Source organism: Leclercia adecarboxylata, assembly GCF_023639785.1.
Classification (GTDB): domain Bacteria; phylum Pseudomonadota; class Gammaproteobacteria; order Enterobacterales; family Enterobacteriaceae; genus Enterobacter; species Enterobacter adecarboxylatus_D.
Genome location: NZ_CP098325.1, coordinates 1,519,989 through 1,535,480 on the forward strand (window position 1 = coordinate 1,519,989; position 15,492 = coordinate 1,535,480).

A 15,492-nucleotide genomic window follows, 5' to 3' on the forward strand; every position below is an offset into this window, starting at 1 on the left:
AAGCGCAGCGCCGCCGGGCAATGCACGGTGGTGACATGTGGCAGCTGTGGTGGTTCCGTTCACCATACTTTCCTTGCTTCTCTGTCAATCACGTCACCCGTGAACGTGCCAGGGGGGCTCGCCTGCACTGAACCCCGGATCCTGGACACCAGATTCCAAATCTGGAGGTTCAGAACGATGAAACATCCTTTCCATATCAGACTTGCGGCTGTAGAGCATTACATGGCCGGAAAGTCGGGCATTAAAGAAACAGCCCGCCTGTTCAGTGTCGGCAAATCACCCCTGACCCGCTGGCTACGGGCTTACCGTCGTCAGGGTAAAGCCGGGCTGGAGGACCGTCCTGCGCGGACCTATACTGCAGAATTCAGGCTCCGCGTTGTCCGTTACGTCGCAAAAAACAGGTGCAGCTATGCGGAGGCTTCATCGCGCTTCGCCATCCCCAATGAATCCCTTATTCTCAACTGGATGAGGCGCTACCGGAGGGGAGGGGCAAAGGCGCTTCACACTGCCAGACCCGGACCCGCTATGTCACAGAAAAAATATGTCCCCGGTGCTAAGCCCTTCAGTGAAATGACGCCCAAAGAACTGCAGAGGGAGCTGGAATATCTGCGTGCGGAAAATGCTTACTTAAAAAAGCTGAAAGCCCTGAGAGAAGAAAACGCGCTCAGGGAGCAGGAGAAAAAACCAGAATAGTGCAGTCGTTGCTGACGGCACACAGGCTGCCCTGCCTGCTGTATGCCGCGCGGTTGTCACGCAGCACATATTATTATCATGTCTCGCACCCTGAGCACGGGACTGAGCGTTATGCGGATGCGGTCAGTGCAATGAAGGCCATCAGCCAGCGGCATGCGCAGCGTTATGGCTACCGGAGAATGACGAGAGCACTGCGGGATGAGGGCTTCACGCTCAATCACAAGACAGTGCGCAGGCTGATGAAAGAGCATGGCCTCACCTGTCAGCTGCGGCGGAAAAGATACCGCTCGTATATGCCGGATGCAGGGCTGGCATCCGCCAATCTGCTGGCCCGCGACTTCAGCGCTGAACGAAGCGGGATCAAGTGGTGTACGGATGTGACGGAGTTCCGGGCCGGGGGACAGAAACTGTACCTGTCAGCCCTGCAGGATCTGTTCAACAACGAAATCGTGGCCTGGAATATGTCGACCAGCCCGTCACAGCCTCTGGTCTGCAGGATGCTACATAAGGCCCTGAAAGCAAAAAGACATAGTGAAGGCCTGGTCTTACACAGCGATCAGGGCTGGGCTTACAGGACGCCGGCATGGCGGTTAATGCTGGAAAAAGCCGGGATAGTCCAGAGTATGTCGCGAAAGGGAAACTGCCTGGATAATGCAGTAATGGAAAACTTCTTCAGTCATCTGAAAGTGGAGATGTACTACCGCAAGAAGTATGGTTCCGTGAAGGAGCTGGAGCGGGATATCAGGGCTTATATTCGTTACTTCAACACCGAACGAATTAGCCTGAAAACTGGCGGCCTGAGCCCGGTGACGTACCGGACTCAGGCAGAAAAAACAAAAGAATAGAGGTGTCCAGGAAACGGGGTTCAGTGCACCGCCTCCCCCCTGGCAACCCCGGCTCCCGGCAAAGAAAATCGCCGCTTTGCGGTTCCTTCGGCTTATTCCCTTCGGCTTTCGGGTCGGGGGCGATCCTACATCCATGTAGGTCGCCCCCTCTCGGCGCGTCCATGCGCCTCGCCCCGGCCTGCGTTCAACGCCTCAGCGATTTTCAGCCGGACCAGGTCGTCGCTATAGTTGCCAAATCAAACTTGCGCTCTGGCATCGCTGCATGCTCGATCGGTTCCCTCTCCCTGAGGGTTAGGGTTAGGGTGAGGGGGAGGCCGCGTGAACCCTAATCAATAATTTTGCGAGGCGTTATCCAGAATTGAAACAGGGATATTGCTGGATAAAACCACAGTAATAAAATGGTGATGCCCTGCAAAATCAGGTGCCGGGATTGGCGTCCTGAATTGTGTGCACAGATATGTTCCCGTGCATAAAGGATTGATTTATGACTAACGAAAATAATGTTGCCCAGCTTTACAGCGAACTCGAACACAGCACCCCCGATCTATCCACTCTCGCCGCGCGCTGCAACCTGCTCACCGAAATCCTCGTCGATTGCGACTCCCTACCGCAAACGCAGCCCGTCTGCCGCTGTCTTGCGGCATACCTGAACGCATTTAAAAGCGAGCTGGAAAAATCGATGACCGATTTTCGCGTGCTGGATGAGACGGAGCTTCCGCCCACGCACAAACAGGAGTGGCTGCTGGACAGCACCGAAGCCCAGTGCGATTACTGCCGGGCCTTAAACCATGTGCTGCTGGTGTCGCATTTTGACCGCGAAATGCTCCCATATCTCACCGGGCTGCTGCACGAGATTTCCCATGCGATGCTGGCCGATCTGACCGTGGTGCATATCCACTGATACACGACGGGCATAAAAAAAGGCCGGGATTACCCGGCCTTTATTATTCTCACTACGCCATTCGCGGCGAAAAACTCTTAGCGACTACGGAAGACAATGCGGCCTTTGCTCAGGTCGTACGGGGTCAGCTCAACAGTCACTTTGTCGCCCGTCAGAATACGGATATAGTTCTTACGCATTTTACCGGAGATATGCGCGGTAACAACGTGACCGTTTTCCAGTTCTACGCGAAACATGGTGTTAGGCAACGTTTCGAGAACGGTACCCTGCATTTCAATATTGTCTTCTTTGGCCATCTAATCCTCTGGGGTATCACTACCAAGTTTTGAACCGGCAAGATAATGCCGAAATTCATCAATTAAGTAAAGATTTGCGCGTTTAAAACGCAGCAAAGCAGTTTCAGCGTATTACCCGGACGTCACGGATGAACCGTACGAAAAGCGCATACGTAAAGGGGAGATGGCAGGATAAACGATAGGGCGTTATCGGATGCGAACTATTCCCAAACGGCGGCGGGGCAACAGGCAGAACCTACTCTGCGGCAGAATTATAGCACTTTGAGGAAAAATATGCGGAAAACATTTATCTCTGGGGCATAAATAACGTCGTTGGCACCCAGAAGTTCTGCGGTAATTTTTGCATGCGCAGGGTTGCCAGCTGTGCGAGATATTCATGGCGGGAGATCTCAACCGCGCCCAGGGAGGCGGTGTGTTCGTTCAGCACCTGGCAATCAACTAATTTCCCGCCGCTGCGGGCAAAACGCTCGCAGAAGACCAGCAGCGCGGTTTTCGAGGCGTTAATCGCCCGGCTGAACATCGATTCGCCGCAAAACAGCGTGCCCTGCGCCACGCCGTACATCCCGCCTACCAGCTCGTTTTTATCGTCCCATACCTCAATGGAATGGGCGTAACCCAGTTCGTGCAGGCGATGGTAGGCGGCGATCACCTCGGGGGTGATCCAGGTCCCTTCAAAACGATCGCTGGCGCACCCCTGGATCACCTGGCCAAAGGCGTGGTTAAGGGTGACGCGGTAGGGGGAGCGGACGTGAAAGCGCTTCATGCTGCGGCTGATATGAAACTCTGCGGGCCACAGAATGGCGCGGGGATCCGGTGACCACCATAAGATCGGATCGCCAGGGGAAAACCACGGAAAAATCCCGCGCTGGTACGCCATCAATAAACGCGACGGGCTCAGATCGCCGCCCAGGGCCAGCAAACCATTAGGTTCGCGTAGCGCCCCTTCCGGAGAAGGGAACGCAAGAGAATGACGAGAGAGCTGGACCAGGCGCATGACAACAAAACTCCAGTACGCAAAGTGGGGATCGGTTCAAATATAGACTACAGACGTTGTTTAAACTGGTAGTAGCGGCCCTGTTTTGCCAACAGTTCAGCGTGATTACCTTGCTCAATAATTTGTCCGTTGTCCATCACAATAATTTGATCGAAATCCGCCAGGCCGCGCAGACGGTGCGTCACCATTAGCACCGTTTTGCCCTGCATCTCTTTTTTCAGTAAATCAAGGATTTGACGCTCCGTGGTGGCGTCCAGTCCCTCGGTAGGTTCATCCAGCAACATCAGTGGCGCATCGTGCAGCAGCGCGCGGGCAATCGCCAGACGGCGCAGCTCGCCGCCGGAAAGCTGACGCCCGCCTTCACCGAGCCAGCTGTTGAGCCCGTCGTCTTCCAGCAGCTTGTGCAGACCCACTTTCTCCAGCATCGCACCTAATACCTCGTCGGCGGTGCCGGGGGCAGCCAGCAGCAGGTTGTCGCGCAGGGTAGCGCTGAAAAGATGGACCCGCTGGGGCACCACGCTTACCGTTTTGCGCAGCGCGGGCTCACTCATCTGCATCAGGGGCATATCGTTGAACAGGATCTCTCCCTGGGCCGGATCCCAGGCTCGGGTCAGGAGCTGCAGCAGCGTGGATTTACCGCAACCCGTACGTCCCAGCACCGCAACCTGTGCGCCTGCGGGGATCGTCAGAGTAATGTGGTCCAGCGCGGGTTGGGCCTGGCCGTCGTAGGAAAAACTCACATCCACAAGACGCAGCGCCAGTTGCTCAGGTACTTCAGAGGCGGTGGTGCTGAACCGTACCTCAGGCTCCTGGCCGGTAATTTGCGTGATGCGCAGCGCCGAGGCTACCACCTGACCCAGATGCTGAAACGCACCGGTCACCGGAGCAAGGGCTTCGAACGCTGCCAGCGCACAGAAGACAAACAGCGCGATGAGCGGACCCGGCTGGGTATTATCGCCCACGCCGCCGGAGGCCAGCCACAGCATCGCCATGACTGCGCCTGCGCCAATCAACAGCATCAACGCCTGAGACAGGGCCGTCAGCTCAGACTGCTTGCGCTGGGCTTCGTGCCAGTTCAGCTCGGTATTTTCCATCTGCGCGCGATAGCGACGGCTGGCACCAAAGATTGTCAGCTCAGCCTGACCCTGCAGCCAGCCCGTCAGCTGCTGGCGATACTCCCCGCGCAGGCGGGTCAGGTTTTCACCGGTCGGTTTTCCGGCGCGGTAAAACAGCGGCGGCAATAAAAAGAGCGTCGCGAGCATGATGCCGCCGAGCACCAGGGCAATGTGAACATCCAGCAGGCACAGCCCGAGGGTGACAACCACAATCACCACCAGCGCCCCCACCAGTGGAGAGATCACGCGCAGGTAAAGGTGATCGAGGGTATCCACGTCGGCGACGACGCGGTTAAGCAGTTCACCCTGACGATAGCGCGCCAGCCCGGCAGGGGAGAGGGGTAATAGCTTGCTGAAGGTGGTCACGCGCAGGTGTTGCAGCACGCGGAAGGTCGCATCGTGGCTGACCAGACGTTCAAAGTAGCGCCCGGCGGTACGGGTGATCGCCGTGCCGCGCACCCCGGCGGCAGGCAGCATATAGTTGAAGCTGTACAGTCCGGCAAACCCGGCTACCGCCGAGGCAGAGAGGAACCAACCGGAGAGCGTTAACAGGCCGATACTGGCCAGCAGGGTGACAATCGCCAGCACCACCCCCAGCGTCAGCAACCACTTGTGACGCATATACAGCGCCAGATAAGGCAGTAAAGCGCGCATCAGATCTCCTCCTGACGGTTTGCCAGCAGGGCCGCAAACGGACCCTGTGCCGCCGCGAGCGTAGCGTAATCGCCCTGCTCAACAAGCTGGCCGTTTTCCATGACCCAAATCTGATCCCACTGAGCAATGCCCTCCAGCTGGTGGGTCACCATCAGTGTGGTCTGCTGCTGCGATGCGGCATCCAGGGCCAGCATTACGCGCTGTTCACTGTGCGCATCCAGGCTGGCGGCGGGCTCATCCAGCAGTAAAAGCTGGCACGGGTTAAGCAGGGCGCGGGCCACGGCAATACGCTGCGCCTGGCCGACGGAGAGCCCCGCCGACTGATCGCCCACCACTGTGTCCACACCGTTCGGCAGCAGAGGCAGAAACTCGCTGACCCACGCACGATCGAGCACCGACTGCAGCTCTTCTTCGCTGGCGTCCGGGCGCGCCAGGAGCACGTTTTCCCGCAGCGTAGGCGCTGGCAGCTGCGGGTTCTGACCCACCCAGCTCAGGTGGGTGCGCCACTCATCAGGATCGAGCGCAGAGAGCTCTGCCTGATTGATCCGCAGCGAGCCGCTGTAGGCCATAAAGCCGGACAATGCATTCAGCAGCGAGCTTTTGCCGGAGCCGCTGGTACCCACCAGCACCACCCGCTGACCAGCCGCCAGGGTGAAGTTTAATGGCCCTGCCAGCACTTTGCCCTCTGGCGAGAGCACGCAAAAATCTTCGGCCTCCACGCTGACCGGTTTGGTGGTGCTCAGGGTGACGTCGCCGCGCTGCGGATGGGCCAGCGGGGTTTCTAGGAAGGTTTTCAGGCTGTCGGCTGCGCCCACTGCCTGAGCCTTCGCATGGTAAAAGGTGCCCAGATCGCGCAGCGGCTGGAAAAACTCTGGCGCCAGAATCAGGGCCAGGAAGCCTGCGGAGAGGGTCACAGCGGTACCGTAGTGACCAAAATCGAGGGCACCCAGATAGGAGAAACCAAAATAGACGGCAACCAGCGCAATCGACAGCGAGGTGAAAAACTCCAGTACGCCGGAGGAGAGAAACGCCAGGCGTAACACTTCCATGGTGCGCTGGCGGAAATCCTGCGAGGCGTGGCGGATGTTTTCGGTTTCAGCTTCACCGCGACCAAAAATACGCAGCGTTTCCATGCCACGCAGGCGGTCAAGGAAATGGCCGCTGAGACGCCCGAGCGCCAGGAAGTTGCGGCGGTTGGCATCGGCCGCGCCCATGCCGACCATCGCCATAAACAGCGGGATCAGCGGGGCGGTACCCAGCAGGATCAGCGCCGCGACCCAGTTGTAGGGGAAAATAGCGAGCACAATCAGGAGGGGAACAAAAGCGGCCAGCGCCATCTGGGGCAGATAGCGGGCATAGTAGTCGTGCATATCATCGATTTGCTCGAGGATCAGCGTCGCCCAGCTTCCGGCAGGCTTGCCCTGGATCCACGCGGGTCCGGCCTCCTGCAATCTGTCGAGCACCTGGCGGCGAATTTCATAGCGAATGTTCTGCCCGGCGTGAAAACCCACGCGCTCACGCAGCCAGGCCACCCAGGCACGCAGGATAAACACAAGGATCAGCACAATGAAAGGCAGTAACAGCGCCTCCCGCGGGATATTTTCCATGATCATATGGTTAAGAATGCGGGCCAGCAGCCATGCCTGGCCAACAATCAACAGCCCGCTGATAAACCCTAAAAGACGGGAAATATTCAGCCAGCGGCGGGAAAGAACGCTTTGCTGTTTAAGCCAGCGTGTTAACTCTTGTTGACGGGTTTTTTCCATTGCGTGCTTTGCAGGTGAAGTTATTAGGTATTGGGCACGGCAATGTTACAACGCAGGGACAATAAAGGCGACTTATCGTCGCCTTTTTTACGTTTGTTGCTGATTTGTAAAAATTATTTACTCTGATCGGCCAGTCCGTCGAGATATCGTTCTGCATCCAGCGCGGCCATACAACCGGTGCCTGCAGAGGTGATCGCCTGACGATAAATGTGGTCCATTACGTCGCCCGCAGCGAATACGCCAGGGATGCTGGTCTGGGTCGCATTGCCATGAATACCGGACTGCACTTTGATGTAGCCGTTCTCCAGCTCCAGCTGACCGTCGAAGATCGCCGTGTTCGGACTGTGGCCGATGGCAACAAACAGACCCGCCACTTCCAGCGTTTCGACGTTGTCGGTGTTCTGCGTATCACGAATGCGCAGACCTGCAACGCCCATCTGATCGCCGGTCACCTCTTCCAGGGTGCGGTGGGTGTGCAGCACGATGTTGCCGCTGGCCACTTTATCCATCAGACGCTTGATCAGGATCTTTTCCGCGCGGAAAGTATCACGGCGGTGAATAAGATGAACTTCAGAGGCGATATTCGCCAGGTAGAGAGCCTCTTCAACCGCGGTGTTGCCGCCGCCGATGACCGCGACCTTCTGGTTGCGATAGAAGAAACCGTCGCAGGTTGCGCAGGCGGAAACGCCGCGGCCTTTAAACGCCTCTTCAGACGGCAGACCCAGATAGCGGGCAGAGGCGCCGGTAGCGATGATCAGCGCGTCGCAGGTGTATTCCGCGTTGTCGCCGGTCAGGCGGAACGGACGGTTTTGCAGATCGACCTGGTTGATGTGGTCAAAAATGATTTCGGTATCAAATTTGGTGGCATGCTCATGCATGCGCTCCATCAGCAGCGGCCCGGTCAGGCCTTCAGGATCGCCTGGCCAGTTTTCTACTTCAGTGGTGGTGGTCAGCTGACCGCCTTTTTCCATGCCCGTGATCAGTACCGGTTGCAGGTTAGCGCGTGCCGCGTAGACCGCTGCGGTGTATCCCGCAGGTCCAGAACCAAGAATTAGCAGCTTACTGTGTTTGGCCGTGCCCATGAGATCCCCATTGTTGTTGGCAGACATTTTCCCGGATTGTAGGGAATTTACTGCCGTAAAAAAAGGGCGCAGCGATTTTGTTAACGATGTGTGTAATAGAAAGCGCCAATCAACCGCGGTGCAGAAAAGGTGATTTTATAACAATATTTGTAGGCAATCGGTCGAAACTGCGGCGGTAACATGAGGATTAATCGCCGGACGTAATGAATATCCGGCATGTTGTACTAAAAATCGATGTTTTGCTTTGACAATCCCCTGCGCTTTTGCGAAAACATTCAAGGAAGAAAAAAATCGGTCTTTGTGTTTCGCATAGTCATGCACAAAATCACCATTTTTACCGGGTCAGCGAAATCTACGCATGGTGTGGACAGATGCCATTCGTGATGTTGATGGCCGCCTCTGGGCAACGGTCTTCATACCACATAACCCCAATCGGTATCGCGTAAACTAAAAAACAGGCGATGCGGTTAACCGGGGGAAAGACTCTGAACAGTGAAGTGCACAGGGTCCTGGCAGGAGTTAGGGAAGGAATACAGAGAGACAATAATAATGGTAGATAGCAAGAAGCGCCCTGGCAAAGATCTCGACCGTATCGATCGTAACATTCTTAATGAATTGCAAAAGGATGGGCGTATTTCCAACGTCGAGCTTTCAAAACGTGTGGGACTTTCCCCGACGCCATGCCTTGAGCGTGTGCGCCGACTGGAAAGACAGGGTTTTATTCAGGGCTATACAGCGCTGCTGAACCCGCATTATCTGGATGCCTCACTTCTGGTATTTGTTGAGATTACTCTGAATCGTGGTGCGCCGGATGTGTTTGAGCAATTCAATGCCGCCGTACAAAAACTTGAAGAAATTCAAGAGTGTCATCTGGTTTCCGGTGATTTCGACTACCTGTTGAAAACCCGCGTACCTGATATGTCCGCATACCGTAAGCTGCTGGGTGAAACCCTGCTGCGACTGCCTGGTGTGAACGACACCCGTACCTATGTGGTAATGGAAGAAGTCAAACAGAGCAATCGTCTGGTTATTAAGACGCGCTAACACGGAACAGGTGCATTATCAGCGTACTTTGATTACACTCCTGGTAATCCATACAGCAACAGTGTCGGGCTTCCCGGCACTGTTGTCCGTTTAGCACTCAGGCAGGAATTGCCTGATACCTGGAGAGCCTGTTTTGAGCCAGGAATATACCGAAGACAAAGAAGTCAATTTAACCAAGCTCAGCAGTGGGCGCCGACTCCTTGAGGCGTTACTGATCCTTGTTGCTCTTTTTGCCGTCTGGTTGATGGCAGCCTTACTCAGTTTTAATCCCTCCGATCCCAGCTGGTCACAAACCGCGTGGCACGAGCCTATTCATAATTTAGGCGGCGTACCGGGCGCATGGCTGGCGGATACGCTGTTCTTTATCTTTGGCGTGATGGCGTACACCCTTCCCGTGATTATTATTGGCGGCTGCTGGTTCGCCTGGCGCCATCGCCAGAACGATGACTACATCGACTATTTTGCCGTTTCGCTGCGCCTCATTGGCGCGCTGGCGCTGATCCTCACCTCCTGTGGTCTGGCGGCGATTAACGCTGATGACATCTGGTATTTTGCCTCCGGCGGCGTGATTGGCAGCCTGCTGAGTACTGCACTGCAGCCGATGCTGCACAGCAGCGGCGGCACGCTTGCGCTGCTCTGCGTCTGGGGCGCGGGGCTGACGCTCTTTACCGGCTGGTCCTGGGTGAGCATTGCCGAGAAAATCGGCAGTGTGATCCTCAATCTCCTGACCTTTGCCAGCAACCGCACCCGTCGCGACGACACCTGGGAGAACGACGAGGAGTATGAAGACGACTACGAAGATGCCGAGCCGAGCCCCGAGCGTCGTGAGTCCCGTCGGGCCCGCATTATGCGCGGGGCGCTGGCGCGTCGTAAGCGTGTGGCAGAGAAGTTCGCCAACCCATTAGGCCGCAAAACCGACGCGGCGTTGTTCTCCGGCAAACGGATGGACGACGACGAAGAGGTGGCTTACAGCGCCCGTGGCGTAGCCGCCGATCCGGATGATGTGCTGTTCTCCGGCAATCGTGCGCTGGCATCCGATTATGATGAATACGATCCGCTGCTCAACGGGCACTCAGCGGCTGAGCCGCTTGCCGCCGCCGCGGCTGCAACTACGGCAACCCAGGCTTTCGCTGCACCCGTTGATCCGGTGATCCCGACTCCTTCGGTACCGGAGATGCCGCTGCAGCCTCCTGCCGTTGACTGGCAGGCTGAGCCTGTTGCGCCAGCAGCCCCGGCGTATATCCCTGAGCCAGAACCTTACACCGCCCCTGCCTCACAGGAGCAGTGGCAACCGCCTTATCAACCTGAGCCGGTCTTTGCGCAGCCGCAGTACGAGCCACAGCAGCCCGTTTATCAGCCAGAACCCGTTTATCAGTCTGAACCTGTCTATCAGCCAGAGCCGGTTATTGCTCAACCGGTTGTTGAAGAGCCGCCGGTTGAAGAGGTGAAACCGTCCCGTCCACCGCTTTACTATTTCGAAGAGGTGGAAGAAAAACGTGCCCGTGAACGTGAGCAGCTCGCAGCCTGGTATCAGCCGGTACCTGAGGCGGCACAAGAGCCAGCCCCTGTTAAAGCCGCTGAAACCCCGACTATTCCGGTTCCCGCTGTGGAACCCGCCTCCGTCGTCGCGCCTGTTGCCGCCAGCGTACAGCAGGCAACAAGTGCAGGTGCCGCTGCGGCCAGCGCTGGAGCACCGTTATTCAGCCTCGCGACCAGTGGCGCTCCGCGTCCGCAGGTGAAAGAGGGCATTGGCCCACAGCTGCCGCGCCCTAACCGCGTGCGCGTTCCTACCCGCCGTGAGCTTGCCTCCTATGGCATCAAGCTGCCTTCTCAGCGGATGGCGGAAGAGAAAGCGCGTGAAGCCGGACGCCAGCAGTACGAGGATGAACACTACGATGACGATGCCGATGAAATGCAGCAGGAGGAGCTGGCCCGCCAGTTCGCTCAGCAGCAACATCAGCGGTATGGTGGCGATGAGTATCAGGCCGAGCCGCCGCAGTTCGTCACTCAGGATGACGAAGACGATGCCGCAGAGGCGGAGCTGGCGCGCCAGTTCGCCGCCACGCAGCAGCAGCGTTATTCCGGAGAGCAGCCGACGGGCGCTAACCCGTTCTCGCTGGCGGACTTCGAATTCTCGCCTATGAAAGATCTGGTGGATGATACGCCGAGTGAACCCCTGTTCACGCCAGGCGTGATGCCGGAAGCCGAGCCGCCGCGCCAGGCGGTTACGCCACAGCAGCCACAGCAGTATGCCCAGCCGCAACAGCCTGTTCAGCAGCCGCCGCAGCAGTATGCCCAGCCGCAACAGCCTGTGCAGCAGCCGCCTCAGCAGTATGCCCAGCCGCAACAGCCTGTTCAGCAGCCGCCGCAGCAGTATGCCCAACCTCAGCAACCTGTGCAGCAGCCAGCGCTTCAGTCTCAACAGAGCCTGATCCATCCGCTGCTGATGCGTAACGGTGACAGTCGGCCGCTGCAAAGACCGACCACGCCGCTGCCGTCATTTGATCTGTTGACACCGCCGCCAACCGAAGTTGAACCCGTCGATACCTTCGCCCTCGATCAGATGGCGCGCCTGGTTGAACTGCGTCTGGCCGATTTCCGTATCAAAGCGGATGTGGTGAACTATTCACCTGGTCCGGTAATCACGCGTTTCGAGCTGAACCTGGCGCCGGGCGTAAAAGCCGCGCGTATTTCCAACCTCTCTCGTGACCTGGCGCGTTCGCTGTCGACCGTGGCCGTGCGTGTGGTTGAGGTGATCCCGGGTAAACCATACGTTGGCCTGGAACTGCCGAACAAAAAACGTCAGACCGTTTATCTGCGCGAAGTGCTGGATAACGCCAAATTCCGTGATAACCCGTCGCCGCTGAGTGTGGTGCTGGGTAAAGACATTGCCGGCGAGCCGGTGGTGGCCGATCTGGCCAAAATGCCACACCTGCTGGTAGCGGGTACGACCGGTTCCGGTAAGTCTGTCGGCGTGAACGCCATGATCCTCAGCATTCTGTATAAGGCGCAGCCGGAAGACGTGCGTTTCATCATGATCGACCCGAAAATGCTCGAGCTGTCGGTCTATGAAGGAATACCGCATCTGCTGACCGAAGTTGTCACCGACATGAAAGATGCTGCCAACGCCCTGCGCTGGAGCGTCAACGAGATGGAGCGTCGCTACAAGCTGATGTCTGCGCTGGGCGTGCGTAACCTCGCCGGTTATAACGAGATCATCGCCGAAGCGGCGAAGATGGGACGCCCAATTCCGGATCCGTACTGGAAGCCGGGCGACAGTATGGATGCCGAACATCCGGTGCTGGAAAAACTGCCTTACATCGTGGTGCTGGTGGATGAATTTGCTGACCTGATGATGACCGTCGGCAAGAAAGTGGAAGAGCTGATCGCCCGCCTGGCGCAGAAAGCGCGTGCGGCAGGTATTCACCTGGTGCTGGCGACCCAGCGTCCGTCGGTGGATGTTATCACCGGGCTGATTAAGGCGAACATTCCGACCCGTATCGCCTTTACCGTGTCGAGCAAAATTGACTCCCGTACCATTCTCGACCAGGGCGGCGCGGAATCGCTGCTCGGTATGGGGGATATGCTCTACTCCGGGCCTAACTCGACCTCGCCGGTGCGTGTCCACGGCGCGTTTGTCCGTGACCAGGAAGTGCATGCTGTGGTTCAGGACTGGAAGGCGCGCGGTCGTCCGCAATATATCGAAGGCATCACCTCTGACAGCGAAAGCGAAGGCGGCGGCGGTGGCGGCTTTGACGGCGGCGAAGAGCTGGATCCGCTCTTCGATCAGGCCGTTAATTTCGTCACTGAAAAACGCAAAGCCTCTATTTCCGGGGTTCAGCGCCAGTTCCGTATCGGCTACAACCGGGCGGCACGCATCATCGAGCAGATGGAAGCCCAGGGCATCGTGAGCGAACAGGGCCACAACGGCAACCGTGAAGTACTGGCACCGCCGCCGTTCGAGTGATGTTTTGATTGCAAAGATGGGTAAAGCAGCAAAATTTAAGCATTTTCTTCTGTCGCCTGCCTGCGGGCAGGTCCAGAATAGTGACAGAACCCCCCATTTCGGGAAGACGCTTTGTAAGGATGAACAATGAAAAAAATCGCAATCACCTGTGCATTACTGACTGGCTTTGTGGCAAGCAGCGTCTGGGCTGATGCCGCCAGCGACCTGAAAAGCCGCCTGGATAAAGTGAGCAGCTTCCACGCCAGCTTCACGCAGAAAGTGACCGATGGCAGCGGCAACGCGGTGCAGGAAGGTCAGGGTGACTTGTGGGTTAAACGTCCGAATCTGTTCAACTGGCATATGACCCAGCCGGACGAAAGCATCCTTGTCTCCGACGGTAAAACCCTGTGGTTCTTTAACCCGTTTGTTGAGCAGGCCACTGCCACCTGGCTGAAGGATGCCGCCAGCAACACGCCGTTTATGCTGATTGCCCGTAACCAGGCCAGCGACTGGCAGCAGTACAATATCAAACAGACCGGGGATGACTTTGTCCTGACGCCAAAAGGCGGTAGCGGCAATCTGAAGCAGTTCACCATTAACGTGAGCAGCAACGGCACCATCAATCAGTTCGGTGCGGTTGAGCAGGACGATCAGCGCAGCAGTTATCAGCTGAAATCCCAGCAGAACGGTGCGGTCGATGCATCGAAATTCACCTTTACCCCGCCGAAGGGCGTAACGGTGGACGATCAACGTAATAAGTAAGAGGCGTGAGTGAGCAATCTGTCGCTCGATTTTTCAGATAATGCGTTTCAACCTCTGGCCGCCCGTATGCGGCCAGAAAATTTAGCGCAGTATATCGGCCAGCAGCATCTGCTGGCTGCGGGCAAACCCTTGCCGCGCGCTATTGAAGCCGGGCATCTGCATTCGATGATCCTCTGGGGGCCGCCCGGCACCGGTAAAACGACGCTGGCAGAAGTGATTGCCCGCTATGCTGATGCCGACGTCGAGCGCATTTCCGCCGTCACCTCCGGCGTGAAAGAAATCCGCGAAGCCATCGAACGGGCGCGACAGAACCGCAATGCCGGGCGCCGCACCATTTTGTTTGTCGATGAGGTTCATCGTTTCAACAAAAGCCAGCAGGATGCCTTCCTGCCGCACATCGAAGACGGCACCATCACCTTTATCGGTGCCACGACCGAAAATCCCTCGTTCGAGCTGAACTCGGCCCTGTTGTCCCGCGCCCGCGTTTATCTACTAAAGTCGTTAACCACCGAAGACATCGAGCAGGTGCTGACCCAGGCAATGACCGATAAGGCCCGGGGCTACGGCGGCCAGGATATCGTGTTGCCGGACGAAACCCGTCTGGCCATTGCTGAGCTGGTGAATGGCGACGCGCGCCGGGCGCTGAATACGCTCGAGATGATGGCCGATATGGCGGAAGCCGACGACAGCGGTAAGCGGGTTCTGCTCCCGGCGCTGCTGACGGAAATCGCCGGTGAACGCAGCGCGCGTTTCGATAACAAAGGCGATCGTTTCTACGACCTGATCTCCGCGCTGCACAAATCGGTACGCGGCAGCGCGCCCGATGCCGCGCTGTACTGGTATGCGCGCATTATTACCGCCGGGGGCGATCCGCTCTATGTGGCCCGCCGCTGTCTGGCCATTGCCTCGGAAGATGTGGGTAACGCCGATCCGCGCGCGATGCAGGTGGCGCTCTCTGCCTGGGATTGCTTCACCCGGGTTGGGCCTGCCGAAGGCGAACGCGCCATCGCGCAGGCGATTGTCTATCTGGCCTGTGCGCCGAAAAGCAATGCCGTCTATACCGCCTTCAAAGCCGCGATGTCCGATGCCCGCGAGCGTCCGGACTACGATGTCCCGGTCCATCTGCGTAACGCCCCGACCAAACTGATGAAAGAGATGGGTTACGGTCAGGCGTATCGCTATGCGCACGACGAGCCGAACGCCTATGCCGCCGGGGAGGAGTATTTCCCGCAGGAAATGGCACAAACACGCTACTATCACCCGACAAACAGAGGCCTTGAGGGCAAGATCGGCGAAAAGCTCGCCTGGCTTACCGGACAGGATCAAAATAGCCCTATAAAACGCTACCGTTAGCGCTATCGTTGCGGTAATGTTGACGCTGTATCTGATGACCG

Annotated in this window: 11 protein-coding genes; 6 read left to right on the forward strand and 5 right to left on the reverse strand. The window is 57.4% G+C overall.

Annotated elements, in window-relative coordinates:
* The first annotated feature begins 177 nt into the window (after positions 1–177).
* Positions 178–1,538, forward strand: a protein-coding gene (locus NB069_RS07125) for an IS3 family transposase (RefSeq protein WP_250585650.1) whose coding sequence is annotated in 2 segments (ribosomal slippage) — positions 178–628 and positions 628–1,538 — 1,362 coding nt in all. Because the reading frame shifts where the segments join, the coding sequence is not laid out codon by codon here.
* A 484-nt stretch (positions 1,539–2,022) separates the two neighbouring features.
* Positions 2,023–2,439 (forward strand): hypothetical protein, encoded by a 417-nt coding sequence (locus NB069_RS07130; RefSeq protein WP_250588719.1) that lies wholly within the window; start codon positions 2,023–2,025, stop codon positions 2,437–2,439.
* A gap of 77 nt (positions 2,440–2,516) precedes the next feature.
* Here the strand turns inward: NB069_RS07130 and infA are convergent, their stop codons facing one another.
* The 5 genes from infA to trxB form a co-directional block, all read right to left on the reverse strand.
* Complete coding sequence (gene infA / locus NB069_RS07135) at positions 2,517–2,735, reverse strand: translation initiation factor IF-1 (RefSeq protein WP_001040187.1); 219 nt, start codon at positions 2,733–2,735, stop codon at positions 2,517–2,519.
* A gap of 286 nt (positions 2,736–3,021) precedes the next feature.
* Positions 3,022–3,729, reverse strand: coding sequence for a leucyl/phenylalanyl-tRNA--protein transferase (aat, locus tag NB069_RS07145; RefSeq protein ID WP_250588720.1), 708 nt, complete (start codon positions 3,727–3,729; stop codon positions 3,022–3,024).
* A gap of 47 nt (positions 3,730–3,776) precedes the next feature.
* Positions 3,777–5,498 carry a heme ABC transporter ATP-binding protein/permease CydC gene (gene cydC, locus NB069_RS07150; RefSeq protein WP_250588721.1) on the reverse strand — a complete coding sequence of 574 codons (1,722 nt, stop codon included), beginning with the start codon at positions 5,496–5,498 and terminating at the stop codon, positions 3,777–3,779.
* Positions 5,498–7,264, reverse strand: coding sequence for a heme ABC transporter permease/ATP-binding protein CydD (gene cydD / locus NB069_RS07155; RefSeq protein ID WP_250588722.1), 1,767 nt, complete (start codon positions 7,262–7,264; stop codon positions 5,498–5,500). Before cydD ends, cydC begins: the two co-directional genes overlap by 1 nt.
* Before the next feature lie 113 nt (positions 7,265–7,377).
* A complete protein-coding gene (gene trxB / locus NB069_RS07160; protein ID WP_250588723.1) occupies positions 7,378–8,346 on the reverse strand; it encodes a thioredoxin-disulfide reductase in 969 nt (322 codons plus the stop codon).
* Positions 8,347–8,895: 549 nt separating this feature from the next.
* On the opposite strand from trxB, the gene lrp reads away from it, so the two are divergent.
* From lrp to rarA, 4 genes are all read left to right on the forward strand, one after another.
* Entirely contained in the window at positions 8,896–9,390 is a 495-nt protein-coding gene (lrp, locus tag NB069_RS07165; protein WP_000228469.1) for a leucine-responsive transcriptional regulator Lrp, read from the forward strand.
* A gap of 133 nt (positions 9,391–9,523) precedes the next feature.
* Positions 9,524–13,357 carry a DNA translocase FtsK gene (gene ftsK, locus NB069_RS07170; protein ID WP_250588724.1) on the forward strand — a complete coding sequence of 1,278 codons (3,834 nt, stop codon included), beginning with the start codon at positions 9,524–9,526 and terminating at the stop codon, positions 13,355–13,357.
* A 126-nt stretch (positions 13,358–13,483) separates the two neighbouring features.
* Positions 13,484–14,098 (forward strand): outer membrane lipoprotein chaperone LolA, encoded by a 615-nt coding sequence (gene lolA, locus NB069_RS07175; protein WP_250588725.1) that lies wholly within the window; start codon positions 13,484–13,486, stop codon positions 14,096–14,098.
* Between the two features lie 9 nt (positions 14,099–14,107).
* On the forward strand, positions 14,108–15,451 hold the full coding sequence (gene rarA, locus NB069_RS07180; RefSeq protein WP_250588726.1) for a replication-associated recombination protein RarA: 1,344 nt from the start codon (positions 14,108–14,110) through the stop codon (positions 15,449–15,451).
* The last annotated feature ends 41 nt before the right edge of the window (positions 15,452–15,492 follow it).